This window comes from Parasedimentitalea denitrificans, assembly GCF_011813015.1.
In the GTDB taxonomy this organism is placed as follows: Bacteria; Pseudomonadota; Alphaproteobacteria; order Rhodobacterales; family Rhodobacteraceae; genus Parasedimentitalea; species Parasedimentitalea denitrificans.
Window position 1 is genome coordinate 71184 of sequence record NZ_QHLQ01000010.1, and the last position, 24765, is coordinate 95948.

At 56.7% G+C, this 24765-nt stretch carries 28 protein-coding genes and 2 pseudogenes; 8 read left to right on the plus strand and 22 right to left on the minus strand.

All coding sequences use genetic code 11. The features are described 5' to 3' along the window. Position 1 precedes the first annotated feature (1 nt). The 17 genes and pseudogenes from DL239_RS11580 to fabD form a co-directional block, all read right to left on the minus strand. Positions 2 to 415, minus strand: coding sequence for a phage major tail protein, TP901-1 family (locus DL239_RS11580; RefSeq protein ID WP_167684262.1), 414 nt, complete (start codon positions 413 to 415; stop codon positions 2 to 4). Between the two features lie 136 nt (positions 416 to 551). After that, entirely contained in the window at positions 552 to 950 is a 399-nt protein-coding gene (locus tag DL239_RS11585) for a DUF3168 domain-containing protein (protein WP_167684263.1), read from the minus strand. Next, positions 947 to 1285, minus strand: coding sequence for a head-tail adaptor protein (locus DL239_RS11590; RefSeq protein WP_167684264.1), 339 nt, complete (start codon positions 1283 to 1285; stop codon positions 947 to 949). The genes DL239_RS11585 and DL239_RS11590 overlap by 4 nt, the downstream gene beginning before the upstream one ends. After that, on the minus strand, positions 1282 to 1881 hold the full coding sequence (locus DL239_RS11595) for a head-tail connector protein (protein ID WP_167684265.1): 600 nt from the start codon (positions 1879 to 1881) through the stop codon (positions 1282 to 1284). Before DL239_RS11595 ends, DL239_RS11590 begins: the two co-directional genes overlap by 4 nt. A gap of 164 nt (positions 1882 to 2045) precedes the next feature. After that, positions 2046 to 3158 (minus strand): annotated as a pseudogene (locus DL239_RS11600) (phage major capsid protein). 103 nt (positions 3159 to 3261) lie between these two features. Continuing rightward, positions 3262 to 3819 (minus strand): HK97 family phage prohead protease, encoded by a 558-nt coding sequence (locus DL239_RS11605; RefSeq protein ID WP_167684266.1) that lies wholly within the window; start codon positions 3817 to 3819, stop codon positions 3262 to 3264. 34 nt (positions 3820 to 3853) lie between these two features. Further along, the gene (locus tag DL239_RS11610; RefSeq protein ID WP_167684267.1) at positions 3854 to 4072 is read right to left on the minus strand and encodes a GTA head formation protein, RCAP_rcc01685 family; all 219 of its coding nucleotides are present in this window, start codon (positions 4070 to 4072) and stop codon (positions 3854 to 3856) included. Continuing rightward, positions 4065 to 5246, minus strand: a complete 1182-nt coding sequence (locus DL239_RS11615; protein ID WP_167684329.1) for a phage portal protein — start codon at positions 5244 to 5246, stop codon at positions 4065 to 4067. The genes DL239_RS11610 and DL239_RS11615 overlap by 8 nt, the downstream gene beginning before the upstream one ends. Positions 5247 to 5452: 206 nt before the next feature. After that, positions 5453 to 6747, minus strand: a pseudogene (locus DL239_RS11620) (DNA-packaging protein). Continuing rightward, a complete protein-coding gene (locus DL239_RS11625; RefSeq protein ID WP_240931847.1) occupies positions 6722 to 7111 on the minus strand; it encodes a recombinase in 390 nt (129 codons plus the stop codon). The pseudogene DL239_RS11620 and the gene DL239_RS11625 overlap by 26 nt, the downstream one beginning before the upstream one ends. A gap of 147 nt (positions 7112 to 7258) precedes the next feature. Continuing rightward, positions 7259 to 7651 (minus strand): VOC family protein, encoded by a 393-nt coding sequence (locus tag DL239_RS11630; RefSeq protein WP_167684268.1) that lies wholly within the window; start codon positions 7649 to 7651, stop codon positions 7259 to 7261. 179 nt (positions 7652 to 7830) lie between these two features. Continuing rightward, entirely contained in the window at positions 7831 to 8985 is a 1155-nt protein-coding gene (gene mltG / locus DL239_RS11635) for an endolytic transglycosylase MltG (protein WP_167684269.1), read from the minus strand. After that, the gene (gene fabF, locus DL239_RS11640) at positions 8985 to 10250 is read right to left on the minus strand and encodes a beta-ketoacyl-ACP synthase II (protein WP_167684270.1); all 1266 of its coding nucleotides are present in this window, start codon (positions 10248 to 10250) and stop codon (positions 8985 to 8987) included. The genes mltG and fabF overlap by 1 nt, the downstream gene beginning before the upstream one ends. 301 nt (positions 10251 to 10551) lie before the next feature. Beyond that, positions 10552 to 11295: a 1-(5-phosphoribosyl)-5-[(5-phosphoribosylamino)methylideneamino]imidazole-4-carboxamide isomerase gene (locus DL239_RS11645; RefSeq protein WP_167684331.1), complete on the minus strand. Its 744-nt coding sequence runs from the start codon at positions 11293 to 11295 to the stop codon at positions 10552 to 10554. 157 nt (positions 11296 to 11452) lie between these two features. Beyond that, positions 11453 to 11686 carry an acyl carrier protein gene (locus DL239_RS11650; protein ID WP_167684271.1) on the minus strand — a complete coding sequence of 78 codons (234 nt, stop codon included), beginning with the start codon at positions 11684 to 11686 and terminating at the stop codon, positions 11453 to 11455. 391 nt (positions 11687 to 12077) lie between these two features. Beyond that, positions 12078 to 12815: a 3-oxoacyl-[acyl-carrier-protein] reductase gene (fabG, locus tag DL239_RS11655; protein ID WP_167684272.1), complete on the minus strand. Its 738-nt coding sequence runs from the start codon at positions 12813 to 12815 to the stop codon at positions 12078 to 12080. 65 nt (positions 12816 to 12880) lie between these two features. Continuing rightward, a complete protein-coding gene (gene fabD / locus DL239_RS11660) occupies positions 12881 to 13816 on the minus strand; it encodes an ACP S-malonyltransferase (protein WP_167684273.1) in 936 nt (311 codons plus the stop codon). 183 nt (positions 13817 to 13999) lie between these two features. Here fabD and DL239_RS11665 point away from each other — a divergent pair, with 183 nt between their 5' ends. Beyond that, on the plus strand, positions 14000 to 15241 hold the full coding sequence (locus tag DL239_RS11665; RefSeq protein WP_167684274.1) for a cytochrome b/b6 domain-containing protein: 1242 nt from the start codon (positions 14000 to 14002) through the stop codon (positions 15239 to 15241). Positions 15242 to 15353: 112 nt separating this feature from the next. Here DL239_RS11665 and DL239_RS11670 read toward each other — a convergent pair whose 3' ends face one another. The 3 genes from DL239_RS11670 to DL239_RS11680 all read right to left on the minus strand — a co-directional run bounded on the left by DL239_RS11670 (position 15354) and on the right by DL239_RS11680 (position 17383). After that, positions 15354 to 15926, minus strand: a complete 573-nt coding sequence (locus tag DL239_RS11670) for a YceI family protein (RefSeq protein WP_167684275.1) — start codon at positions 15924 to 15926, stop codon at positions 15354 to 15356. 169 nt (positions 15927 to 16095) lie between these two features. Then, positions 16096 to 16671, minus strand: coding sequence for a YceI family protein (locus tag DL239_RS11675; RefSeq protein WP_167684276.1), 576 nt, complete (start codon positions 16669 to 16671; stop codon positions 16096 to 16098). A 157-nt stretch (positions 16672 to 16828) separates the two neighbouring features. Next, on the minus strand, positions 16829 to 17383 hold the full coding sequence (locus tag DL239_RS11680) for a hypothetical protein (RefSeq protein WP_240931848.1): 555 nt from the start codon (positions 17381 to 17383) through the stop codon (positions 16829 to 16831). A 309-nt stretch (positions 17384 to 17692) separates the two neighbouring features. Between DL239_RS11680 and rpsF the strand changes: the two genes are divergently transcribed. The 5 genes from rpsF to DL239_RS11705 all read left to right on the plus strand — a co-directional run bounded on the left by rpsF (position 17693) and on the right by DL239_RS11705 (position 20009). Further along, positions 17693 to 18046: a 30S ribosomal protein S6 gene (gene rpsF / locus DL239_RS11685; RefSeq protein WP_167684277.1), complete on the plus strand. Its 354-nt coding sequence runs from the start codon at positions 17693 to 17695 to the stop codon at positions 18044 to 18046. A 28-nt stretch (positions 18047 to 18074) separates the two neighbouring features. Beyond that, positions 18075 to 18302, plus strand: coding sequence for a 30S ribosomal protein S18 (gene rpsR / locus DL239_RS11690; RefSeq protein ID WP_005852865.1), 228 nt, complete (start codon positions 18075 to 18077; stop codon positions 18300 to 18302). 12 nt (positions 18303 to 18314) lie between these two features. Further along, positions 18315 to 18914 (plus strand): 50S ribosomal protein L9, encoded by a 600-nt coding sequence (rplI, locus tag DL239_RS11695; RefSeq protein ID WP_167684278.1) that lies wholly within the window; start codon positions 18315 to 18317, stop codon positions 18912 to 18914. A 136-nt stretch (positions 18915 to 19050) separates the two neighbouring features. Beyond that, entirely contained in the window at positions 19051 to 19410 is a 360-nt protein-coding gene (locus tag DL239_RS11700; protein ID WP_167684279.1) for a hypothetical protein, read from the plus strand. A gap of 125 nt (positions 19411 to 19535) precedes the next feature. Beyond that, on the plus strand, positions 19536 to 20009 hold the full coding sequence (locus DL239_RS11705; protein ID WP_167684280.1) for a lytic transglycosylase domain-containing protein: 474 nt from the start codon (positions 19536 to 19538) through the stop codon (positions 20007 to 20009). A gap of 42 nt (positions 20010 to 20051) precedes the next feature. On the opposite strand, the gene aqpZ is transcribed toward DL239_RS11705, so the two are convergent. Next, on the minus strand, positions 20052 to 20738 hold the full coding sequence (gene aqpZ / locus DL239_RS11710) for an aquaporin Z (protein WP_167684281.1): 687 nt from the start codon (positions 20736 to 20738) through the stop codon (positions 20052 to 20054). 13 nt (positions 20739 to 20751) lie between these two features. Beyond that, the gene (locus DL239_RS11715) at positions 20752 to 20913 is read right to left on the minus strand and encodes a hypothetical protein (protein ID WP_167684282.1); all 162 of its coding nucleotides are present in this window, start codon (positions 20911 to 20913) and stop codon (positions 20752 to 20754) included. Between the two features lie 31 nt (positions 20914 to 20944). Between DL239_RS11715 and DL239_RS11720 the strand changes: the two genes are divergently transcribed. Continuing rightward, positions 20945 to 22630 carry an amidohydrolase gene (locus DL239_RS11720; RefSeq protein ID WP_167684283.1) on the plus strand — a complete coding sequence of 562 codons (1686 nt, stop codon included), beginning with the start codon at positions 20945 to 20947 and terminating at the stop codon, positions 22628 to 22630. Positions 22631 to 22759: 129 nt separating this feature from the next. Continuing rightward, positions 22760 to 24718: a bifunctional 2',3'-cyclic-nucleotide 2'-phosphodiesterase/3'-nucleotidase gene (locus tag DL239_RS11725; protein WP_167684284.1), complete on the plus strand. Its 1959-nt coding sequence runs from the start codon at positions 22760 to 22762 to the stop codon at positions 24716 to 24718. Positions 24719 to 24765: the final 47 nt, after the last annotated feature.

The following is a 24765-nucleotide window of genomic DNA, read 5'->3' on the forward strand; positions in this document are numbered from 1 at the left end:
GCTAAACGGCCGTAAAGATCAGCACGCCGGCACTGGCCAGTGACAGCTCATAGGTGGCCTCGCCATTGTGGCTGCCGGCATATTCCAACGCAGTGACCTGAAACGCACCCGCGACGATACCAAAGTCTGGGATAATCACCTGAAAATCCGGGGTTTCACCGTCAAAGAACAATTGCCGCGCCCGTTCATCCGATCCCGCATCGCGAAACACACCAGAGCCTGAAATTGATGCGGACCTGACCCCAGCACCGGCCAGCAGCTCGCGCCAGCCGCCCTGACTTTCCAGACTGGTGACATCCACCGTTTCCGCATTAAAACTGACCCGCGTGGCGCGCAGCCCCGCAAGGGTTTCGAACTGGCCGTCCCCGGTCATATCCACTTTGACCAAAAGGTCTTTGCCGTTTTGGGCTGTCATCGCGCTTCTCCATTGCTTCCAAATCACTGCACATCATTTTCAGATCGCCCGGCACCGCCGGGCAGCGCCTGACCTTCCCCCGGGAAGGCGCTTTGCACCTCCCCAAGGTCAGGCGCCGCCCTATACTCCTTGGTGCTTACTCATCCTCAACCCGTGCCCTAAACCGCAGATCGATCCTGCGACTGCCGTTGCTCATCCGGCGGGCTTGAGCGCGATCAAACCAAAGGCCGATCAGCGCCCCGCGTGTCAGAGCCATTGGCGCATTGATCAGCCCATCACAAACCGCCCCGGCCAGCTGCTTTGCTGATGAAAATCCGGCGCTATCCGAATGAACTGAAACGATAAACCTGTGCAGCGCACCACTTCCAGACACATCCGACCCATCGCGCACCTCCTCGGTTCCAAGCAGAACATAGGTCTGTGGGACAGTGCCGGTCGGCAGTGCATCATGGATGGCGACTCCCGCCAGATTTGGATCACTGGCCAGATGCTGAAACACAGCTGATTGCAGCGCTGCAGATAGGGCGTAACTCATGCCGAGACCTCCTCTTGTACAAAGCAGGTCAGATAGCGTCCGCTATCATCTGCCTCGGCGACCGCGTGGATCAGGAACAGCCGAGCGCCTTCGCGGAACCGCTGATCCGGTCGTGGGCGACTGGCAGATCCTACTGGTGTAGCCCGCACCGTGATCCGATAGCGTTGCAACGACAGATCCGCGCCACCCTGCACTTTACTGCGCCCCGCAAGTGACTGAATTTCAGCCCAAACTTCACCCAAGCCCTCCCACTCCTCCACAAATCCGCCACTACCATCACTGGCGCGCTGTGGGTCCTCTAGTGTCAAACGGCGGGATAGAACCGGCGTCCTCATTGCATCCGCCCCAGACTAAGCCGAACCACCCGGTAACGTTCGATCAGGCTAGTGACGCCAAACGGCATACAGCCGCCCGACAACCCCGTATCATCCCGGTATTGGTAATAATGCGCCGCCAACATCAGAACCGCCTGCCCCAGATCCGCCGGGAGCGCCCCCCAACCAGCCCCCATGCCTGCGGTCATCGAAATGCGCACCGCTCCACCAGTTGCCACTGTCGGCAACACCCCACCCGAGGCACAAAGCTGTGGCTTTTGACTATCTGCAATCAAACGATACTGATCAGGCGCCAATGTCTGCTCAACCGCATCAGCATCTATCATCACAACCGAGCCAATCGTGGTGACAGGCACCAGCGGTAGCGGCTGGGCCACCGGGTCCTGCCACTGGTGCAAGTTCAGGTCGAATTGGCGTGAAATCAACACCTTGCCGGTCCTTGCTTCTATCGAAGCTACAGCCGCCCGTAGAAAACTGATCAGAACCTCATCCTGCAGGCTGGCTTCTCCAAACCCGGTTCCCAGCCGTAAATGCGCCTTGAACGGCTCCAGCGGCAGCGCGGCTTCGGGCACCGGCGTCTGTTCGGTCAACATCATCACATTACTCCGGAAACTTGCGTCCCCTTGGGACAGAATTGGATACAGCAGGCGCGCATCTCTCTATGCCGCTCGGACGGAGGGGAGCAGCTGGACGACACAAAGAATGCAATACGCGCCTGCCGACGCAGCCGGGCTGCCGACCACGTCATCGGTCAGACCAGTTAGGTCAGGCCGAATTTCAGCAGCTTGATGGCTGCAAAGTCACTGACATCACCGCCAACCCGCTTGGAGGCGTAAAACAGCACATGTGGTTTGGCGCTAAAGGGGTCACGAAGCACCCGCAGATCGGGGCGTTCGGCGATGGTGTAACCGGCGGTAAAGTCACCAAACGCAATCGAGAAACTGTCGCTGGCAACACCGGACATATCCTCGGCCACCAGAACCGGATATCCCATCAGCCGCGCGGGCTCTCCTGCGGCCAGACCATCTGACCATAGGAAGCGACCATCCGCGTCTTTCAACTTACGGATAAGACCAGAGGTCTTTGAATTCATGACAAAAACACCATTAGCTCGATATTCAGCCCCTAGCGCGTAGACCAGATCAACAATGGCGTCACCATCGCCAATTCCACCATCCGTACCTGTCGCGACATAGCCGATGTTACCCCAGCTCCAACTGTCATTCGCAACTACGCCGTGGGTCAAAATACCGGTGGGTTTGTCGATACCATCACCGTTCAGAAACGCCGAAGCCTCAGCCCGCGAGAATTTGTCGGCGATGCGCCCGGCCAACCAGGTTTCGATATCAAAGGCGCTATCGTCCAGCAGCCGCTGCGACGCCTTGGGCAGCGCGCTCAGCTCGTGCAGGGGAATGGTGATCCGATCAATCACCGGGGTTCCGGTTTCCACCGTCGGGTCAGTTTCTGTAGCCCAGCCAGCGCCAACATCAGTGTGATCGATCAGCACATCATACGAGGTCGCCTCTACCGTGACCACGGATGCGATAGACCGGATCGAAGCAGTTGATTGCAACACCGAAGTCACCGTCTCTGATGTCACCGGATCAACCAGATAGCCACCATCACTGTTCACTGCGGTAGACAGCGATTTGCCATCCAGTTGCAGCCCTCGCAGCCCGTCATCTTCACCGGATCGAAGATAGGTCATAAAAGCTTTTTGATGCGGCGCACCGTCATCATTGACAGCAGACAACTACGGACGGGCCGTGATTTGGGTTTTTCGATCCAACATTGTTACTCGCTCTTCGGTCAGTTTCAGTTTCGCCTTGATGTCATCACGGAACCCTTTGAAATCATCTACAAATCCCTCCATGGACCGTGTCACATCATGTATCAAAGGGGCTGCGTCTGCAGTGGCAGACGAAGGAGTGTTCTTGCTCATCTGAGTGTCCTGTTTGGTTAAAATCCTGCCCTGATCAGGGCTTTGCGATCTGGAGCCGGGCCTGTGCCAAAACGGCAGCCAGATCCCGTAGCGCCGATGTCACCGGATCATCCGCCCCCTTGCCCGTAACCCGCGCTGTCGGCAGCATCGGAAAGGTCACCAGCGATACCTCCCACAGCTCTACCTCACTCAGGCGGCGCTCTCCCTTATCGCCCTTGCTGGCACATTTGGTGCGATAGCCTATCGACAACCCGTCAATGGCCCCAGCCGCAATCAGCGCCGCCGCTTCGGCCCCACGGCGGGTCTCCACCAGCAGGCGCCCCTTGACCCAAAGACCATGCTTGTCCTCGCGTACCTCATCCCAAACGCCAATCGGCTGGGCCGGATCATGTTGCCACAGCATCTTGACCTTGCCGCCCCGCGCCATCAGCGCGGCAAGCGAGTTGGCATAGGCACCGGGCATGACCACATCGCCGCTTTGATCAACCTCACCAAACCGGCTGGCGTAACCCTCTATCACCTGGCCTTCGGTCAGGCTAAGCCCCGATTGACAGGCGATAAATTCATGTTCTAGATGGGTTTCTATTTGCATGAGAAACTCCCTTTAACATTCTGTTAACCAACACTTACTGCAGCAACATCAGCGACCTGAGCGTTTGCCCCAGCACCACAGCCGCCACGCCGTAAACCGCAAACCACAACCGGCGTTCCAGTCGCTCCATCATCTGCTCAATCCGTTCCAGCCGCCGGTTCAGGTGCTCGAGTTGCAGCTGCATCAGCCGCTCGTGCGCGGCCAATCGCAAACCCGGCGCGCAATCAAACGGAGGCGGCATACCATCACGCATCCCCGGGCTCTCCTTCCTCTGCCGGCAGACCCAACAGGCGGCGCTTTTCACTGCGGTTCAAAAACTCGGCAGCCGCCACCCGCGCCCATTGCGCATCCCGTTCCGATGACAAGGCCGCCACCTGATCCAGGTCTGGTTTCAATGTCAGTACCGCGCCATCAAACCCCGACAACCAATCTACCAGTGCCGCCGCTACACGCGTTACCAACGGCACCACTGTTAGCCGATAGAAGGCGCGGTGTGCCTCTTGGTAGTTGGCATAGGTCGCATCCCCCTGGATCCCCAACAGCATCGGCGGCACCCCAAAGGCTAGCGCGATTTCCCGTGCTGCGGCTTCCTTGGTTTTCTGGAACTCCATGTCGCTGGGCGAAAACCCCATCGGTTTCCAGTCTAAGCCCCCCTCTAGAACCATCGGGCGACCGGCATTGCGTGCACCCTGAAAATTCGCCTCAATCTCGTCACTTAGACGGCGGAACTGGTCATCTGCCATGCTGCCGCTGCCATCACTGTCCTTCCAGACCAGCGCACCAGATGGGCGCGCCGCATTATCCAGCAACGCCTTGGACCAACGTGAAGCACTGTTGTGCACATCCACCGCCATCGCCGCCGCCTGTAATGGCGATAGGCCGTAATGATCATCTTGCGGGTGGAAACTCTTGATGTGACAGATCGCGGGTCTGGCCCCGGTCAGGCCAAAGTGATGCTTGCGACCGCCGACCTTATAATCATAGCCCATAGGCCAACCATCAGCGCCCGGCACTACCGACATCCGATCCGAGCGCAAGACGTGCAGCTCTAGCGGCAATCCCTGTTCATCCGCCACTGCCTCGACATAGGTATTGCCGGTTAGCAGCAGCTGTCCAAACAGCGCCTCTAGCAGCTCGGCCTGCCCCTGAGCGGCATTTGGCCGGGCCAGCAGCGTCAACACCGGATGCTGCTCAAACCGCTGGACCTGATCCTGCAACACCAGTGGCAGCGCGGCTGCGGCCTCGGCAATCAGTTTAACACAGCGAAACCCAACCGGATTGCCAGCAAAGCCACTGCGGATCATGGATTGACTGTCACGTGGGCTCCAGGCGGCGCTCCCGGCGCCCTGCCAGGCCACCACGCGGGCGGCTGCACTTGCCTTCTGCTCGATAGGCTGTTGTTTGCGCCGAAACACGTCAAAGACCATGACCATTCCTCATTTTCACCTTCGGAGCTGGGGTGCCCCTTTGCTGAAAACAAATATCGTGAATGACAGCTAAGATTTCCGATCCAGACCGTACGGCGGGTGCGCAACACCCTGGCGTCAGACAGCACGGCCCCTGTTTCTTTTTGCTGAAAATACTCAAAAACCGCCCGCCTGAACTGACGGGCGGTTAATTGAAACCACAAGGATTACAACATCCTAAGCCGTGGTCTTTGCAGTATCGATGCGGGCTGAATGATCAGATCATGCAGCGCCCAGACCAAGGCATCCACCCGATCCGGAGAGCCGCCGCCCTGAAACCCTTGCGGGGTCATCTGGCTCATCTGTTGCTCCAAATCGCCCAAACCCGGCAGGTGATACACCCGCGCCTGTTCGTACAGAGCGGCCACCGGTTCGGCGCGCGCAGATTTGCCGCGACTGGCGTGCAAGGATTTGTAGGGCACCAGCGGGTCCACCTGACGCAACACAGTCTCGACCAGTGCGCCGCCCTGGTTGACCTCTGCCACCAAGCGATCTGCACCGAACTCTTGCATCGCGGCAATCGCCGCCTGTGCCCAGACAAGCGGGCCACCCCCCTGCACCGTGCGGTCCGCCAGTACATAGGCACGCCAATCCTGCACAAGGCCCTGCAAGGCGGCCCCGACAACCACAATACCACAAGCATCCGAAGCCTTGCCCGCGCTGACAGCCGGATCGACAGCCACCACAACCCGGTCCAGTGTTGGGGCGCGGTCCACCAGCGCTGATTGCAGCATGTCGTCCGTCCACAGCGCCCCTTCGATGTCTGCCAACAGCACCCCGTCCAGCTCTTGCTGGCCCAGTCGTGTCCCCGCATAGCGCCTGCGCACCTCGGCCAGAAACGAGAGTGCCAGATTGGCGCGGTTTGCCTCGGTTGGGGCGTGGGTCTGTACGGTAGACGACAGGCCAAGGATCTCGCGCAGCACTGGCACATTGCGCGGCGTGGTGGTCACACACATGCGCGGGTCCCGCCCTAGCCGCAGGGCAAACTGCAACATATCCCAGCTAGAGCGCGCCTTTTTCCATTTGGCCAGCTCATCCGCCCAGGCGGCGTCGAACTGCGGCCCGCGCAGGGCTTCGGGGTCGTGCGCCGAAAAGGCCTGCGCGGTGGCGCCATTGGCCCAGATCAGCTTGCGCTCGCCAGCCTTCCACGTGGGGCGACGATCAGGGGGGGGGAACAAGCAAGGATACCGCTGTCGCCCAAGATCATCACGTCGCGCACCTGATCATAGGTTTCCCCCAGCAGCGCCACACGACGGGCAGCGCCTGCATCCATTGGCAGGCTGCCCTCAACCTGACTGCGCACCCATTCGGCACCGGCGCGGGTTTTCCCTGCTCCACGCCCACCAAGAATGATCCAGGCGCGCCAATCGCCACCCGGCGGCATCTGATGCGGCAAGGCCCACTGATCAAACAGATAGGGCAGCGCGATCAGCAGCTCATCCGTCAGTTCCTCCAGAAACATCTCGCTCATCACAGCAGGCACGAAGGGTAGCAAGTCGGCAGCGCAAATCCCCGCGCAGCTGGTCGAGGTCCAGCGAGGGGCCTGTTTCGGCGAGGGAGGCGAATTGGCTGCTTTGTGCGACAAGGGTTTTCTCCACTTTCTGACAGTCCCGGATAAGCCCCTCTAGCTTGGCGATTTGTGGTTTTGAGATGTCGCCGCCCACCTCTTGGTCTGCTTCCAACTGTTCCCGCAGGGCCTCGGCCACGTTGCGCAAACGTTGGATGGAATCCTGTAAAGACCTGAGCAGATCAGCGGTTTTTTCGATTTGGGGAGTCAGTGGGTTTTGCACCATAACCTGAGGTTCCTCATGCGATGTGATCCGCATGAGAGACGCAAAGACGGCCAGCGGGGGTTAGCCTAGGCCGTCTGGATGTCTTCCAACTGCAATTCAACCTATAGGGGAAATTTGCGTAAAAGTCAAGGTTTGAAGGCTGGGGAGCGTACGGTGGGGTGGCAACAGGCTGTTATGACCTCATCCGCCAGAGCTGATCTCAAGGCTGACAGAGACGTTCAGCTTGTTGCCGTCCAGATCACGTACATAGGCGCCGTAGTAATCCGGGTGATAGCTGCGCGGGCCGGGTTTGCCCTCATCCATGCCGCCACACGCTAGCGCTGTTGCGTGAAACGCCCGTACAGCGGCCGCATCCGGTGCATAGAACATGAACTGGGTGCCATTGCCGAAGGTGGCCGGTTGGTCGTTAAAGGGTACGATGAGAAACACGCTTATTCGCCCATCAGCGCCAGCATAGCCCATTTCGCGCGGTTCAGTCAGGACACGGCGCATGCCGATGTTTGCCAAAACAGTGTCGTAGAACTGCGTGGCGGCGGTGATGTCATTGGTGCCGATGCAGACGCCTGATAGCATATTTTCTGGATCCTTTTCAGTTGAGCTTTCGGTCAGTATCGAGGGCAGCGCTTGACCTTGGGGAGGCGTGTAAGCGCCTTCCCGTGGGGAAGGTCAGGCGCGGCCCGGCGGTGCCGGGCAAGTGAAATAGATACAAAAAAGGGCGCCGAAGCGCCCTCTTCTCTCGACCTGCGGCCAAATCAGTTGTTCTGCCGTTCCGCCTCAATCGCGCGCCATTTTACGACGTTGCGGTTGTGTTGTTCCAGCGTTTCGGCAAAGGCGTGGCCGCCGGTGCCGTCGGCAACAAAGAACACGTAGTCGGTTGTGTCAGGGTCCACCGCAGCCTGAAGACTGGCCATGCCGGGGTTGGCGATGGGGGTCGGTGGCAGGCCTTCGATCACATAGGTGTTCCAAGGCGTGACCTTGCGCAGCTCGCTTTGGCGCAGACCACGGCCCAACACGCCCTCGCCCTTGGTGACACCATAGATCACTGTCGGGTCAGTTTGCAGACGCATGCCGCGGTTCAGGCGGTTGGTAAAGACACTGGCGACCTGACGACGTTCTGTCGGGACACCTGTTTCTTTCTCAATAATCGACGCAAGGATCAGCATTTCCTCGGGCGACGCCAGCGGCAGGCCATCAGTGCGGGCCTCCCATGCGGCGTTAATGCGCAGCTCTTGACGTTCCTGCATCTCGGCCAGAATATCTGCCCGCTTTGAACCCGGTACGACCTCGTAGCTGTCGGGGGCAAGCATGCCCTCGGGTGGGCGTACGCCCGGATCACCGTCCAGCAAGTCCAAGCCCTTGAGCGCCTCGACCACCTGCCAGCTGGTCACACCTTCGGCCAGGGCAATGCGGTAGCGGGTATCGTTCTCGCCGCGCTTGTCCGTGTAGATCGCCGGGATATCATCGCCGCCCATCTGAAAGTCAGCGCGCTTGACAAATTTGTTGGTGGCCGGATCCAGTTCACGCACCTGCGCGGTGATGCGGGTGACGCCAACACGGTAGACAATTTCCGTGCCGCAAGAGCTGGCGCCAGAGGTGGTCACCTGTTCGACGATTTGCTCCATCGAAGACCCAGCGCTAACCAAGAAGCTACCGGCCTTTAGATCGCCGGTTTTCTCGCTGTATTTGGCGCCCAGACGGAACATCGCACCGCTGGTGACCGCGCCCTGAGTTTCCAGGTCGCGGCTTACCTTTGTCATGTTCGAGCCCCGCTCGACCCGCAGGCAGATCGCTGTCTCCAGCGGCCCCCCGGCGGTATACTGGGATTTACCCCAAAGGATGACACCGCCCAGCAGGAACAGGCCCACCACCAGTATCGTCAGCATATTCGACGCAAGGGCCCGCCACATCAGTCGGCCTTTCCGAAGATCACAGAGGCGTTGGTGCCACCAAAGCCAAACGAGTTGGACAGCGCCACGTTGATCTCGCGCTCACGTTTGGCGTTCGGGGCCAGATCCACAACCGACTCAACCGCTGGATTGTCGAGGTTGATGGTTGGTGGAGCCACCTGATCGCGGATCGCCAAGATCGAGAAGATCGCCTCGATTGCGCCAGCAGCACCCAACAGGTGACCGGTGGAGGATTTGGTCGACGACATGGTCACAGACGCAGCATCATCGCCCAGCATCCGCTCAACAGCGCCCAGTTCGATGGTATCGGCCATGGTCGATGTACCGTGCGCGTTGATATAGTCGATATCCGCAGGCTTTAGACCAGCGTTGTGCAATGCAGCGCGCATGGAACGTTCACCGCCTTCGCCAGTCTCAGACGGAGCGGTGATGTGATAAGCGTCGCCGGACATACCATAGCCCAGCACCTCGGCATAGATCTTGGCACCACGTGCCTTGGCGTGTTCATATTCTTCCAGAACCACAACGCCGGCGCCCTCGCCCATGACAAAACCGTCGCGGTCGTTGTCGTATGGACGGCTGGCCTTGGTTGGATCATCGGCCATTTTGGTCGACAGCGCCTTACAGGCGTTGAAACCAGCGATACCCACTTCGCAGATTGCGGCTTCGGCACCACCGGCGATCATCACATCTGCATCGCCGTGTTTAATCAAGCGGCTGGCGTCACCAATCGCGTGTGCACCCGTGGAACAGGCAGTCACAACCGAGTGGTTCGGGCCCTTAAAGCCGTGCTGGATCGACACCTGACCCGAGATCAGGTTGATCAGCGCGCCAGGAATAAAGAACGGCGATACCCGACGGGGGCCGCGTTCTTTGATCATCACAGCAGTATCGGCAATCGAGCCAAGCCCACCAATGCCGGATCCGATCATCACGCCAGTGCGGTACTGATCTTCTTCGGTTTCGGCCTTCCAACCGGCATCGCTGACGGCCATAGCGGCGGCGGCAATCCCATAAAGGATAAAGTCATCGACCTTGCGCTGTTCTTTCTTTGGCAGCCATTCGTCGGGATTGAACGTGCCTTCCGACCCGTCACCATGCGGTACTTCGCAGGCATAGGTCGTGGTGACACCGCTTTCGACTGCATCAAACCGGGTGATCGGCCCTGCGCCGGACTGTCCGTCCAGCAACCGCGACCATGTTTCCTCGACACCGCTAGCCAGTGGAGTGACCAATCCTAGTCCGGTAACAACAACTCGACGCATTCCTTGCTCTCCTTTGCCTCGGCAATTCGTTCTCAAATAGCTTGGAATGCCCCGAAAGTGCAAGTGGGCCAAGTGCATGCCGTTTTCACGGGAAAGTGACGGCTGCAGTAAGCATTAATTAACCACCCCACATCAATCTAAAGTTGTACTAGTGTTAAATTGGTAACGAGTACTAGGTTCCTGACCCCAAAGTGTCTTTTGGAGTCAGGTTTGATGCAGGCCAGATCGTGAGCCACGCCTTCTAGCCTGCATCAAAATATTGTGTAGCATACCAACAAGAAATGCTCGCACGCATCAATTATCACAGAATTTCAGCAACCGGCTCTGGTTCGGGCATGGCGGTCTTTAGAGCGTCCTCTACCGTCAGTGTTTTGCGAAAAATCGCCCGCCCGACTAAGGCGCCGGAAATCGTACCGATATATTTGAGGCGCGAGATGTCATCACTGGTGCGCACAACACCGCTGGCAATAACCGGGGCACGCGCATCTACGGCCAAGCCGGCAATAAGCCCAAGCTGCGCCTCGACGTTGGACATATCGCTGTCAATGTCTGTGATAATAATACCGGCAAAGGGCGCGTTGCCGAACGCAGAAATAAACGCCTCGGGGGTGAACGCGCCTGACTGACGCCAGCCGTCTGTCATCACCTGCCCCTGCCAAACATCCACCGCCAGCACGATCTGATCCGGATGTTGGCGCGCCAGTTCTTCGACCAGTTGAGGGTCACGCGCTGCCAGAGTGCCGACAACGATGCGTCCGGCCCCCTTTTCAAGCCAATGTTCGATATGTTCACGGCTGCGCATTCCGCCGCCAAGCTGCACAGGAATACCTACAGTGCGGATGATCTCCTCGATCAGGTCCGCATTGTCGCCGTTGCCTTCGATTGCATTGAAATCTGTCAGATGCATCCACTCGGCACCAGAGGCTGCAAATCCGTGGGCGGTTTCAACCGGGTCCACATGCCAGAGCATAGGCTCATCCAGTCGTCCCTTGTCCAGGGTCACGCAATGCCCGTCTTGCAGCTCCATTGTCGGGTAGATCATCATAGCAAACAGCCTCCAGTCAGTAACAACAAGGGCATGATAGCACATTCTGCCCTTCCAATTAAGACTGGGCTATTTTCCGCCAAGCGCGCCAAACAAAAACGGCGCCTTCCAATTGGAAAGCGCCGTTTAGGCAATCGCAAAGTGCGATTGGGAAACTTTAGGAAGCTTCGGAGATGAACTTCACCGCGTCGCCAAAGGACTGGATAGTCTCTGCAGCGTCGTCAGGGATTTCAATGCCGAACTCTTCTTCGAAGGCCATAACCAGCTCAACTGTGTCCAGGCTGTCTGCGCCCAGATCGTCGATGAACGAAGCGTTCTCGGTTACTTTGTCTTCTTCAACACCCAGGTGCTCTACAACGATCTTTTTTACGCGGTCTGCGACGTCGCTCATGTTAATTCCTCGATTATTCAGGACCAGTTGGCCCGGTTCTGCCCTTGCCCGCTGGGGATGGCGTTAATGTGCCCAATCCGGGCGGTTCAATCCCCAAAGTGCGGGGGGCTTGTCCGGGACTTCCCAAAGGGAACCCGCCGGAACAGAGATGCGCCGCCTATATCACAGACAGACGCGGAGGCAAACGGTTTCGCTAAGTCACCGCCAACTACAAACAACAGGAATAAAAAGGCCTATTGGCGCAGAATATCGTTGTCAGTATGGGCCACACAAGCGCCAACTATCGTGGGTACAACCCGGATCGGAGGAAAATATCCGGAACCCGCCAAAAGCAACTTGAGCGTGTTCCGGGATTCGTCATCAAGTGAGAAACCGCGTGATTCTCTGCCTGTTATAGCATCGCCATGCCGCCGTTGACGTGCAGCGTGGTGCCAGTGACATAAGCTGACTCGGCGCTGGCAAGATACAGCACAGCAGCGGCGATTTCTTTCGACTCCCCCATGCGGCCCGCTGGGATCTGTGTCAGGATCGCGTCTTTCTGCGTCTCGTTCAGCTTGTCTGTCATTGCAGTGGCAATAAAGCCGGGCGCAACAGCGTTGACGGTGATGCCACGGTTAGCAACCTCATAGGCCAGTGATTTGGACATGCCGACCATACCAGCCTTGGACGCAGCATAGTTGCCCTGCCCCGGATTGCCGGTAGCGCCGACGATGGACGAGATGTTGATGATGCGGCCCCAACGTGCCTTCATCATACCGCGCAGCACGCCACGGCACAGGCGCATGGTCGAGGTCAGGTTCACGTTGATCACGCTATCCCATTCGTCATCTTTCATCCGCATGAACAGGTTGTCGCGGGTGATGCCGGCGTTGTTGACCAGAATGTCAACGGAACCCATGGCAGCGATGGCGGCCTTTGGCAGGGCCTCAACCGAATCCTTGTCAGACAGGTTGCAGGTCAGCACATGGGCGCGCTCGCCCAGTTCAGCAGCCAGAGCGTCCAGCGGCTCCTGACGGGTGCCGGACAGCACCACTGTTGCGCCAGCAGCGTGCAATGCACGTGCGATATCGCCGCCGATGCCACCAGATGCGCCGGTTACGAGAGCGTTTTTACCAGTCAAATCAAACATATCGTGTCCTTTTTATTTCCGACACCCGTTGCATTTTCGAGCGCCGGAATTTGAATTTCTAAAACTTATGCTTCTGCGGCTGCCTTGGCATCGTCCGGAGTGCCAACTTGGCGGCTGGTCAGGCTGCGGTCGATCTTGCGGATCATACCGGACAGTGCTTTGCCCGCACCAATTTCCCAGAACTCGGTCACGCCTTTGGCAGCCATGACCTGAACGCTTTCACGCCAGCGCACGGAACCGGTGACCTGTTCGACCAGCAGTGCACGAATTTCGGCAGGGTCGGTCACAACGTCAGCACGGACGTTTGCGATCAGCGGCACGGTTGGGGACTTGATCTCAACAGCGGCCAGAGCCTCTGCCATCACATCCGCAGCGGGCTGCATCAAGGCACAGTGGAACGGTGCACTTACGGGCAGCATCACAGCACGGCGCGCGCCCCGCGTCTTGGCAATCTCGGCAGCGCGTTCAACAGCCGCCTTGTGACCGGACACCACAACCTGAGTTGGGTCGTTATCATTGGCCGCCTGCACGACCTCGCCTTCGGCGGCAGCTTCAGCGGCAACCTCTTTGACGGCTTCAAAGTCCAGCCCCAACAGAGCAGCCATGGCACCAACACCTACAGGCACGGCGCTTTGCATAGCCTGTCCACGGGTGCGCAACAGTCGGGCAGTATCGGCGACAGAAACAGCCCCTGAAGCGGCCAAGGCCGAGTATTCACCCAGCGAGTGACCCGCAACAAAAGACGCCTTGTCGATGCCAATGCCCTCAGCTTCCAGCGCGCGCAGAGCAGCGATGGATGTCGCCATCAGTGCAGGCTGGGCGTTTTCGGTCAGGGTCAGGGTTTCGATGTCCCCCTCCCAGATCAGGTTGCTCAGGCTTTCGCCCAGTGCAGCGTCGACCTCGTCAAACACAGCCTTGGCTGCGGGGTAGGCCTCTGCCAGTGCCTTGCCCATTCCAATTGTCTGTGCGCCCTGTCCGGGGAAAACGAATGCGGTTGTCATCCAACACCTCATCTAGTCTGAATACTATGCGATTTTGGCCGGTTTAGCGGTCTGAGGCGCTTCACACAAGAGAGCTGCACCTTTGCGCACCAATCCTGTGCGCAACGAGAGATCCATCTTCGTTGCAACTAGGCCGATGATAGTTAGGTTGACATCAACAGACAGCCCAAAAGGAACAGACCTGTGTCCAGATACAATACTCCCGCCAGTTATGGCAGCGTGGCCAAAGGTTTTCACTGGTTTATGGCCCTGTTGATCCTGACGGCCATTCCACTGGGACTGGTCGCCAACAATCTGGCGTATCAGATCCGAAGCCCTGAGTTTGATGGGTCTCTGGAGGTCATTTCCCGGGTTTATATACTGTTTTCAATACATAAAACCATTGGAGTAGCAGTCTTCTTTACCGCACTTCTGCGCATTATGTGGGCCATTAGCCACCCCAAACCGGGACTGCTGCATCCGGATCGCAAGCTTGAATCCTGGGCCGCAGAGACTGTGCACTGGTTGCTGTATGGGTCATTGGTGCTGGTGCCGCTGTTCGGTTGGATTGAACACGCCGCGACCACTGGTTTTGCGCCTATCTGGTGGCCGTTTGGGCAGGATCTGCCATTTGTTCCCAAGTCTGAGAGCGTGGCGCATGTTCTTGCGTCGCTGCACATTCTATTTGTTCGGGTGCTGATTGTATCGCTGTTGTTGCATATTGCTGGCGCCGTAAAGCACCATGTAATTGACCGCGATGCCACCCTGCGCCGGATGTTACCGGGTAAGTTGGACCTGCCGCAACCGGCAGAACACAAAGGCGGCTTGATCCCTTTGTTCACTGCACTGGGAGTTTGGTTTTTGGTGCTGGGTATTGGCGTCATGGCCGGCTTTTTCACATCACCCAATCAACCGGTCGCGCAGGCTGTTTCGGCACAACCTGCCCCCTTACAACAGGTGGCGTCTGGCTGGGAGGTTCAGAATGGAACCTTGGGCATTAGCATCACCCAAATGGGCAGTCAGGTCTCTGGTAGCTTTACCGAATGGACGGCAGCGATCAATTTTGACGCTGCCGCCCCAACAGGACACGTTGGAGACGTAGAAGTGACCATAGCGATCGCGTCTTTTGATCTTGGCACCGTATTCGCACAGGCGATGGGCCCTGATTTCTTCGACAACGCAACCTACCCTACTGCAGTGTTCAAAGCACAACTGGAGAAGCTGGACGCAGGTTATCAGGCGGTCGGAACCCTGACGGTCCGCGACAAGGAGGTGCCTATCACCCTGCCCTTTACCCTCGACCTTCAGAACGATCAGGCTGTGATGGCAGGAACCGTTACACTGGATCGGTTGAGCTTTGATATTGGGCAAAACATGCCAGATGAGTCCTCATTGGGCTTTGCCGTTGACGTTCAGATTGATTTGACAGCTGACCGCGTGAATTGATGGAGGATGTCTTGGACCACGGGACATCCACAACATGATCGCAATGGGAATAGATCGAAAGCCGCCGACCCATAAAGGTTGGCGGCTTTGGACATTCTAGGTCTCAGTTGTTTTAGTCCGCCTTCATCGCCTCGACGGAGATTTGGATCGTGACCTCGTCCCCAACAAAGGGGGCAAATTTTCCCAATTCAAACTGGGACCGCAGAATCGAGGCGCTGGCATCAAACCCAGCCCAAGGTTTACCGGCCATGGGATGATCACCTGCCTGATTTAAAACGGTATCCAAAACCACTGGTCTGGTGACCCCGTTCAGGGTCAGATCCCCGGTAATCAGGGCGGTTTTTTCTCCGGTTACTTCAATGGAAGTGGACTGGAAGCTGATCATCTCACTGTCATCGGCGTCAAAGAAGTCCTTGGACATGAAATGATCAAAGCGTTTTTGCCAGCCGGTCAACATAGACGTCGCAGGCATCGACACCGAAACGCTAGAGGCCGCTGGGTTTTCCTGATCAAACATGATCTCGCCTTCAAACCCCGCGAACATCCCATGCGTGGTTGAATAACCCAAATGATCATAACTGAAAACGACTTGGCTGTGCCCTGCGTCCAGCATGTATTTTTCGGGGGCAGCCATGGAAGTGGAAGCTGCAACGGCCATAAAGCTGGCACACAAAAAGGTTTTCATCGCGAAAGGCTCCTGGTCAATAATCACATCTCACTAGAAATTGCGCTCATTTGCCCAAAGGAAAGCCAACTACGTTCACACAATCGGTTCCTGATAAACAAACCCCCGCCCAGATACTGGACGGGGGCTGGATGATTCTAGAAAGGCTCGTGAGCCCTCGAAAGCAGGCTTAGTCAGCCTTCATAGCCTCTATAGAGATTTTGATTTCAACTTCGTCGCTGACGTAAGGAGCGAATTTACCCAGGTTGAAGTCTGAGCGCAGAACGGTCGCTGTGGCGTCAAACCCAGCCCAAGGCTTGCCTTTCATCGGGTGATCGGCTGCCTGGTTCATAACAGCGTCCAGCACAACAGGCTTGGTCGTGCCATTGATGGTCAAGTCGCCGGTGATCTGAGCCGAGGTGTCGCCGGTGACTTCGATACCAGTAGAGGTAAAGCTGATCATGTCTTCGTCAGTCGCGCCAAAGAAGTCCTTGGACATGAAGTGACCAAAACGATCTTCCCAGCCTGTAAACATTGACTTGGTTGGCATCGAGACGGTGACACTAGAGGCCGCCGGGTTTCCCTGATCAAACATTACGTCGCCCTCAAACCCTGAGAACAGACCCCAAGTGGTTGAGAAACCAAGGTGGTTATAGCTGAACAGAATCTGGCTATGGCTGGCGTCGAGAATGTACTTCTCAGGAGTTGCGAAGGCAGAGGTAGCAGCGACAGTCGCCAGAGCGGCGGCAAGCAGGGTCTTTTTCATTTGGAAAGGCTCCGATTGAACAATTGATATGGCACTAGAAATGACAACTGACGCTTGAATTGGGAAGTCAGCAAAAACCAACATAACCTGTGAACCTGCGAACGCAAAACCCGGCTTTTGCCAAGCCGGGTTCATTATCGCGCAGATGTGATTTGGTTTAGCTAAGGATTGGCACTACGCCACTCAGCTGTTCACGCAGCAATTTCCGGGTGGAGCCAAGGCTAAGCGGAAGGCGGATCAAAAGTGAGCCGTCGATTTCGTACAACTCAACCGAGCGATCTTTGAACCGAACGCTGCCAAGACTGTCATAGCCACGACGCAGGACTGTACGAGGGCGCCCCTGCCCGGTGCGTTGCAAAACGCGCAACTCGCGGCGGATTGGGTCGAAATAAGCGTCTGGGTGGGTACCTGGGTCGTTGACCATCATTAGGGCAATGCCAGCGAACAACAAGAACACAGAGATCCCTATCTTGATCAGTCCCATTTCGGGATCATAGGCGACGCCGGGCATCAACCAGATCGTTGTGGAGCTTAGGATCATCGCAGCGCCGATAACGCGAAGGACAATCGACCGCAGTTGCCAGTTTGGTTCAAAACTAAGCACCAGAGGAAGTGCCTCGGCCATTGCGTAGAGCCCACGAGGTGCCGCCTTGCCTACGTTGTCCTTAACGTTGCCTGCGCCTTTCATCGGGATGTTTTCAGCTGCTGCCATAACGTCCGCCCTTCCTCATCATTCCGCACCCTTTTTGGGCTGTTAATCACTTGTTAATTTCCATTAACTCGAACAATGAGACAGCAATGGGGCAGATGCTGGGAAAATACCGGGCATAGGTCGGTAATGTTGCCCACGTGGAAACACAGGGATCTGCGGACTGATCTGTTGGCTTGCCCTTTTGGCCACAGCCTGTATATGGGGGCTTCCTTCCGCAACGATTTCGATCCGCGCAGACTCTCGTGGTGGGGCCGCGGAAGGCTAACCGCCCCATCTTTGAAATGCGCCTTGAATATAACAGGAGCTCACATGCCACTATATGAGCATGTAATGATTGCGCGTCAGGACCTGTCCAACACGCAAGCAGAAGGTCTCATCGAACATTTCGGTGCTGTACTGTCCGACAACGGCGGCAAGCTGGTCGACAGCGAGTACTGGGGCGTCAAGACGATGGCCTACAAGATCAACAAAAACCGTAAGGGCCACTATGCCTTCCTGCGTACCGATGCTCCGGCACCGGCTATCCAGGAAATGGAGCGCCTGATGCGTCTGCATGACGATGTTATGCGTGTTCTGACCATCAAGATGGACGAGCACAAAGAGGGCCCTTCGGTCCAGATGCAGAAACGTGACGAACGCGACTCCCGTCGCGAGCGCCGTTGATCGCTGCTTAGGAAAAGGACGCTAAACCATGGCCGCAAAACCATTTTTCCGTCGTCGTAAAGTTTGCCCATTCTCGGGCGACAATGCTCCGGCAATCGACTACAAAGACACCCGTCTGCTGCAGCGCTACATCTCTGAGCGCGGCAAAATTGTTCCTTCGCGGATCACTGCCGTCTCGGCGAAAAAACAGCGTGAACTGGCTCGTGCCATCAAACGCGCACGTTTTCTCGCCCTGCTGCCATACGCTGTTAAGTAAGGAGATACTGACATGAAAGTTATCCTTCTTGAGCGCGTTGCGAAACTGGGCCAGATGGGCGACGTTGTAGACGTCAAACCTGGCTACGCACGTAACTTCCTGCTGCCTCAGGGCAAAGGCTTGACTGCTTCGGCAGCCAACATTGCCAACTTTGAAACTCAGAAAGCGCAGCTTGAAGCTCGCAACCTTGAGACCAAAACTGAAGCAGAAGCACTGGGCGAAAAGCTGGCTGGCCAGCAGTTCGTTGTGATTCGTTCGGCATCAGATGCCGGCGCTCTGTACGGGTCGGTCACTCCACGTGACGCCGCTGACGCCGCAACTGCCGAAGGTTTCTCGGTCGACAAAAAGCAGATCGCTTTGATCCACCCGATCAAAGACCTGGGTCTGCACGCTGTTGCCGTCAACCTGCACCCAGAAGTTACTGTTGAAATCGAAATGAACGTTGCGCGTTCGGTTGAAGAAGCCGAACTGCAGGCATCGGGCAAATCGATCCAGGAACTGGCAGCGGAAGAAGAAGCCGCAGCTGATTTCGAGATTTCGGAACTGTTCGACGATATCGGTAGCGCCGCATCGGATGATGACGACGCACCAGTGGCTGAAGAAGAAGCTTAATCGCTTCTCTATCGAGCTGAAAGTTTGGAAAAGGCCGCCCGGTTTGGGCGGCCTTTTTCTATGAAACGCTAGTACATTGGCCCAGTGCACCCTATCTTTGCTCCATAGATTGACGATTTTGCAAAGGAAACAGGTAATGACCGGCAAATTTCTGACACTCACCGCATCCATGCTGCTGCTGGCTGCATGCGACACAGTCCCAGTGGACGCCCCCTTGCAGCTGAATGGCGCTGTTGGTGCAAGTTTCGACAGTGATGAAGCCCAATGCCGGTCGCAGGCGCGACAGGTTGGTCGAGACCATACCCAGAAAAGCGCAGCACTTGGTGGCGTTGGCGGCGCTCTGGTCGGAGCGACTGAAAACCGAGACAAGGCAGCCGTAGGATTGGTCCTGGGTGCGGTCACAGGCGCTGCTATTGGCGATGCGCAGGTCAAGCAGGCCCAGCGTGATTATCTAGTGCGTTGCATGCAACAAGCGGGTCATCCCGTAGTCGCTTGATTTTTCGATATTTAAACCGGTGCCAGCCAAGGGGGACTTGGGGCATCGGCGGTTTTACACCCATCTGGTTGCCCCTCTCTGTTTGACCACTAATTTAGCGTAAATACTGAGAGAGGAAGAAAGCCATGAACCGTAGAACTGCACTAGGCCTGATCGTTTCAATGGCTGTATCCGTTTCGGCCTGCTCTCGCAGTGTTGCAAGTCAGGCCGGGGATGACTTTGATCCGCCATTGTATCCGAATGAAACACCTGAACTGCGCGTATTGATCAATAAGTGGGCGGATCACTATGAGGTACCGCGCGAGTTGGTGCACCGTCTGGCAATCCGTGAAAGCACACACCGGCCCTGGGCGATGAACAGCCCGTATTATGGGCTATTGCAGATCCTGCCCGCCACAGCCCGGTCAATGGGGTTCAGCGGTCCGGCCAAGAACCTGCTGGATGCCAATACCAATCTGGAATTCGCGGTTAAATACCTGCGCGGTGCCTGGTTGATATCCGATGGTAGTCAGGACATGGCCGTAAAGCACTATTCGCGTGGTTACTGGCATGAGGCCAAGAAGCGCGGGATGTTGAAAGAAACTGGGTTGGTGAACTAAAGTCAGGCTTGGTCCGGATTTCGACCGGACCAAGCGGTGTTTTTAGTCGTCCGGGCTCATCACTTTCCAGATAATCGCGCCCAAAGCGGCGCCGACCAATGGTGCAACCCAGAACAACCAAAGCTGGGACAGGGCCGGACCATCAGCAAATAGAGCCACACCAGTTGAACGGGCAGGATTGACCGAAGTATTTGTCACCGGGATCGAGATCAGGTGGATCAAGGTTAGCCCTAAACCAATAGCAATCGGGCCGAACACGGCGGGTGCCCCGGCAGAGGTTGCCCCCAGAATGATAATCAGGAATGCCGCAGTCATCACCACTTCGGTCACCAGTGCTGCGGTCATGCCGTAACCCTGCGGGGATGCAGCCCCATATCCGTTGGAGGCAAACCCGCCCACGCCAGTGAACCCTGCCCCACCTGAAACAATGATATAAAGGACAACCGAAGCGGCCACCGCACCTGCAACCTGTGCTAGCCAATAAGGGATCAAGTCCTTGGCATCAAAGCGGCCACCGATCATCAGGCCAAGCGACACCGCAGGATTAAAATGCCCTCCGGATATGTGGCCTACGGCATAGGCCATCGTCAGAACCGTTAAACCAAAGGCGAGGCTAACGCCCAACCAGCCAATACCAACATCCGCCACGCCAGCGGCCAGAACTGCGCTGCCACAGCCCCCCAGCACCAACCAAAACGTGCCAATGAATTCTGCCAGTAATTTATTCATAGCAATACCTTTCTTAAAAATAGATCGCGCCCAACATACCACAACCAAATCGCGAGCGGTCAATTCTGTCGCGGAAGATTCTCAGCGTGGTATGCGCGCCACAACCTGGCAGGGCGGTAAGACGCTGATAAATGATCCTCAGGTTGATAGTCCCACCCTCATTTTCAATGCTCATGGCATTGCACTCTTATTTGAAAGATATTGTTATGCGTGTTTATTCCCCCCTACTCCCCATTCTTGCCTCCGTCTTTATTCCATCAGCGGCATTTGCCGCTGACACACTTTATTTTGGTGGCTCCATCCTGACGATGGTGGGCAATAGCCCCAGCTATGCCGAGGCGCTGGTCACCAAAGATGGCAACATCAGTTTTGTTGGAACCTATGACGAAGCGAAGGCTCTGGCTACGGATTCAACAGAGATGCTGGATTTAGAGGGCGCAGCCCTGCTGCCGGGGCTGATCGACAGCCACAGTCATGTCACCCAGATGGGTCTGGCGCTGAGCGTCGCCAATCTGGCAGCGCCCCCCTATGGGCTGGCCGACGATTTCGAGGGTGTGCAGCAAACGCTGCGCCAGTACATTGATGACAACCAGATCCCCAAGGGAGGTTGGGTATTGGGCATCGGCTATGACACCTCGATCCTGCCAGACCATCCCGATAGTGCAATTCTTGACGCAGTATCAACCGAGCACCCAATTCTGATCATTCACTCCTCGGGCCATATCGGTGTAGTCAATTCGCTGGCAATGGAAATGTCAGGCATCAGTGCGGACAGTGAAAACCCGCAAGGCGGCGTCATTCAGAAGGCGGCGGATGGGACACCTAACGGAGTGCTGGAAGAATCTGCAATGTGGCCGGTGATGCTGAACATGCCACAGCCAGATATGGCGCAGCAGTTGGATAATCTGGAAATGTCACTGCAGGAATATGCCCGCAATGGCATCACATCGGTTCAAGATGGCCGCACCACGCCGACAGATCTGGCGCTGCTCAAGAAAGCGGCTGATGATGGAGATCTGTGGCTAGACGTGAACGCATATCCGGCAATTGAGCTTTTGAACGAGGACTGGAACCCAGACTTTGCCCACTTTGCCGACTACCAAAACGGATTAAAGCTGGGGGGCGTAAAGCTAAATCTGGATGGCTCATTGCCCGGCATGACCGCCTTCTCCTCACAGCCATACCATAAGCCCCCTACCGGTCAGACAGCCGATTACCACGGTTACCCCGCCTGGAGCGGAGAACAAATCGAGGGCTTTATTAACAAGGCTTGGGATAACGACTGGCAAATCCTGATACACACCAATGCCGACGCCGCTGGTGATCAGATGCTGGATGCGATCAAGTCACTAAAGGATGCGACAAGCAAAGACTGGCGGCCTGTGATGATCCACGCGCAAATGGCGCGTGAGGATCAGTTCGACGACATGCAGGCGCTGAACATTATCCCAAGCTTTGAAATGACCCACCCGTTCATGTTTGGCGACTACTACATGGACACGGTGCTGGGGCCAGAGCGCGGAGCGCGTAACAATCCCGGTGGCTCGGCAGCTAAGCGCGATATGCTTTTCACTATTCACACAGACGCACCTGTGGTGGTTCCGGATGTGTTGATGACAGCCTGGACCGGGGTAAACCGTGCCACCCGGTCAGGTCAGATCATTGGTGAAGACCAGCGTTTGACCGCCTACCAAGCGATGCAGGCCCTTACCAGTCACGCCGCCTATCAAAACTTTGAGGAAGACATCAAAGGCACACTGGAAGTTGGCAAGCTGGCTGATCTGGTGATCCTGTCGGCTGACCCGCTAGCGATTGACCCGATGGGAATTCGCGATATCGAAGTGCTGGAAACCATTAAGGCGGGCGAAACTGTCTACAGTGCAGACGACTAATTCGGGCGCATCTAAAGTTGGGAGGCATCTTATCGGTGCCTCCCCGCTGGTTACATAAGAATGTCATAGGCAGCGGCTAATCTCGTGATATCGTGATCTGATAACGATAACAATTTTTGGGAGTTCACCATGCCAATCAATTTAGATCGCCGGTCCTTTTTGGCCGGTTCAGCTGGTCTGATCGCACTGCATCCGTTTTCGGTTCAGGCCGCTGCCAATCAGGTGCACCTGCGTTTGATGGAAACCACCGACCTGCACGTGCATGTGTTCCCCTATGACTATTACGCCGACAAACCGCGCGACACTGTTGGTCTGGCCCGCACCGCGTCGATCGTAAAAGAGATCCGCGCCGAGGCCACCAACTCGTTGCTGCTGGACAATGGTGACTTTCTGCAAGGCAACCCAATGGGCGATTACATCGCCTATGAGCGCGGCATGAAAGAGGGTGACATGCACCCGGTGATTGCCGCGATGAACACGCTTGGATTTGAGGCCTCGACCCTGGGCAACCACGAGTTCAATTACGGGCTCGATTTTCTGATGAAGTCGCTGGCCGGGGCCAATTACCCGGTGGTCTGTGCCAATATCGCTACCGAGACCGGCGCTGGGCCGCGGGACGACAAGACCCTGTTGCCACCCTATGTGATGATCGAACGTGAGCTGACGGATGGCACTGGCGCCAAGCATCCGATCAAGATCGGTCTTATTGGATTTGTGCCACCACAGGTGATGAACTGGGATCGGCCCCATCTTGAAGGCAATGTGCAGGCGCGTGACATTCTGGAATGCGCCCGTGCCTACGTGCCAGAAATGAAGGAAAAAGGCGCTGATATCATCATCGCCCTGTCCCACTCGGGCATTGGTTCGGCGGATGAGACTGAAGGTATGGAAAACGCCTCGGTTCCACTGGCAGCGGTTGAGGGCATTGATGCCATCATGACTGGTCACAGCCACCTTGTGTTCCCATCCTCTAAATACGCCGACTTTGCTGGTGTGGACGCGGAAAAGGGCACCATTCATGGCAAGCCCGCCACCATGGGCGGTTTCTGGGGTAGCCACCTTGGCCTGATTGACCTGATGCTAGAGCGTGACGGCAATGGATGGCGTGTGGTTGGGCATGGTTCCGAGGCGCGGCCCATTTCCAAGCGCAACGAAGACCGCAGCTATACGGCCCTCGTAGAAGATGATGCAGATGTACTGGCGTCTGCTACACAGGAGCACGAGGCGACACTCTCTTATGTCCGTCGCGCGGTTGGTAAGACAGACTCACCACTGCACAGCTATTTTGCATTGGTTGCGGATGATCCCTCGGTTCAGATCGTGTCGATTGCCCAGACTTGGTACATTGAGCAAATGATGAAGGGCACTGAGTATGAAGGCCTGCCCATTCTGTCAGCGGCGGCTCCGTTTAAGGCCGGCGGTCGTGGAGGCCCAGAGTATTACACCGACGTGCCTAAGGGCGATGTGGCAATCAAAAACGTCGCTGATCTGTATCTGTATCCCAATACCGCCCGTGCGGTGCTAGTCACGGGTGCAGAGGTCAAGGATTGGCTGGAACGCTCTGCCGGGATCTTTAACCAAGTAGAGGTTGGCAAGGACGACCAGGTTCTACTGAACCCAGCCTTTCCCAGTTACAACTATGATGTGATCGACGGCGTAACCTATCAGATTGATCTATCACAGCCATCCAAATTTGGGCCCAAGGGTGAACCCGGCGATGACAGTGCCAATCGTATCGTCAACCTGATGTTTAACGGCGCACCGATTGATCCAGCAGCCAAGTTCATCATCGCCACCAACAACTACCGCGCCAGTGGCGGCGGCAAGTTCCCCGGTGCGATGGGTGATACCATTGTGTTCGAAGGCCCCGACACCAATCGCGACGTGATTGTGCGCTATATCGTTGAAAACGGCACCATCAGCCCGCGCGCCGATTCCAACTGGTCGTTTGCCCCCCTTCCCGGCACCTCGGTACTGTTTGATACCGGCCCCAAGGCAAATGACTATGTCGACAGCGTCGAAGGCATGAAGATCGCGCCAGCCGGAGAAGGCCCTGAAGGCTTTGCCCGGTTCAAGATTGACCTGTGAAGTAGACAGACAGAAACTAGAAAGGCCGTGCAACAGCGCGGCCTTTT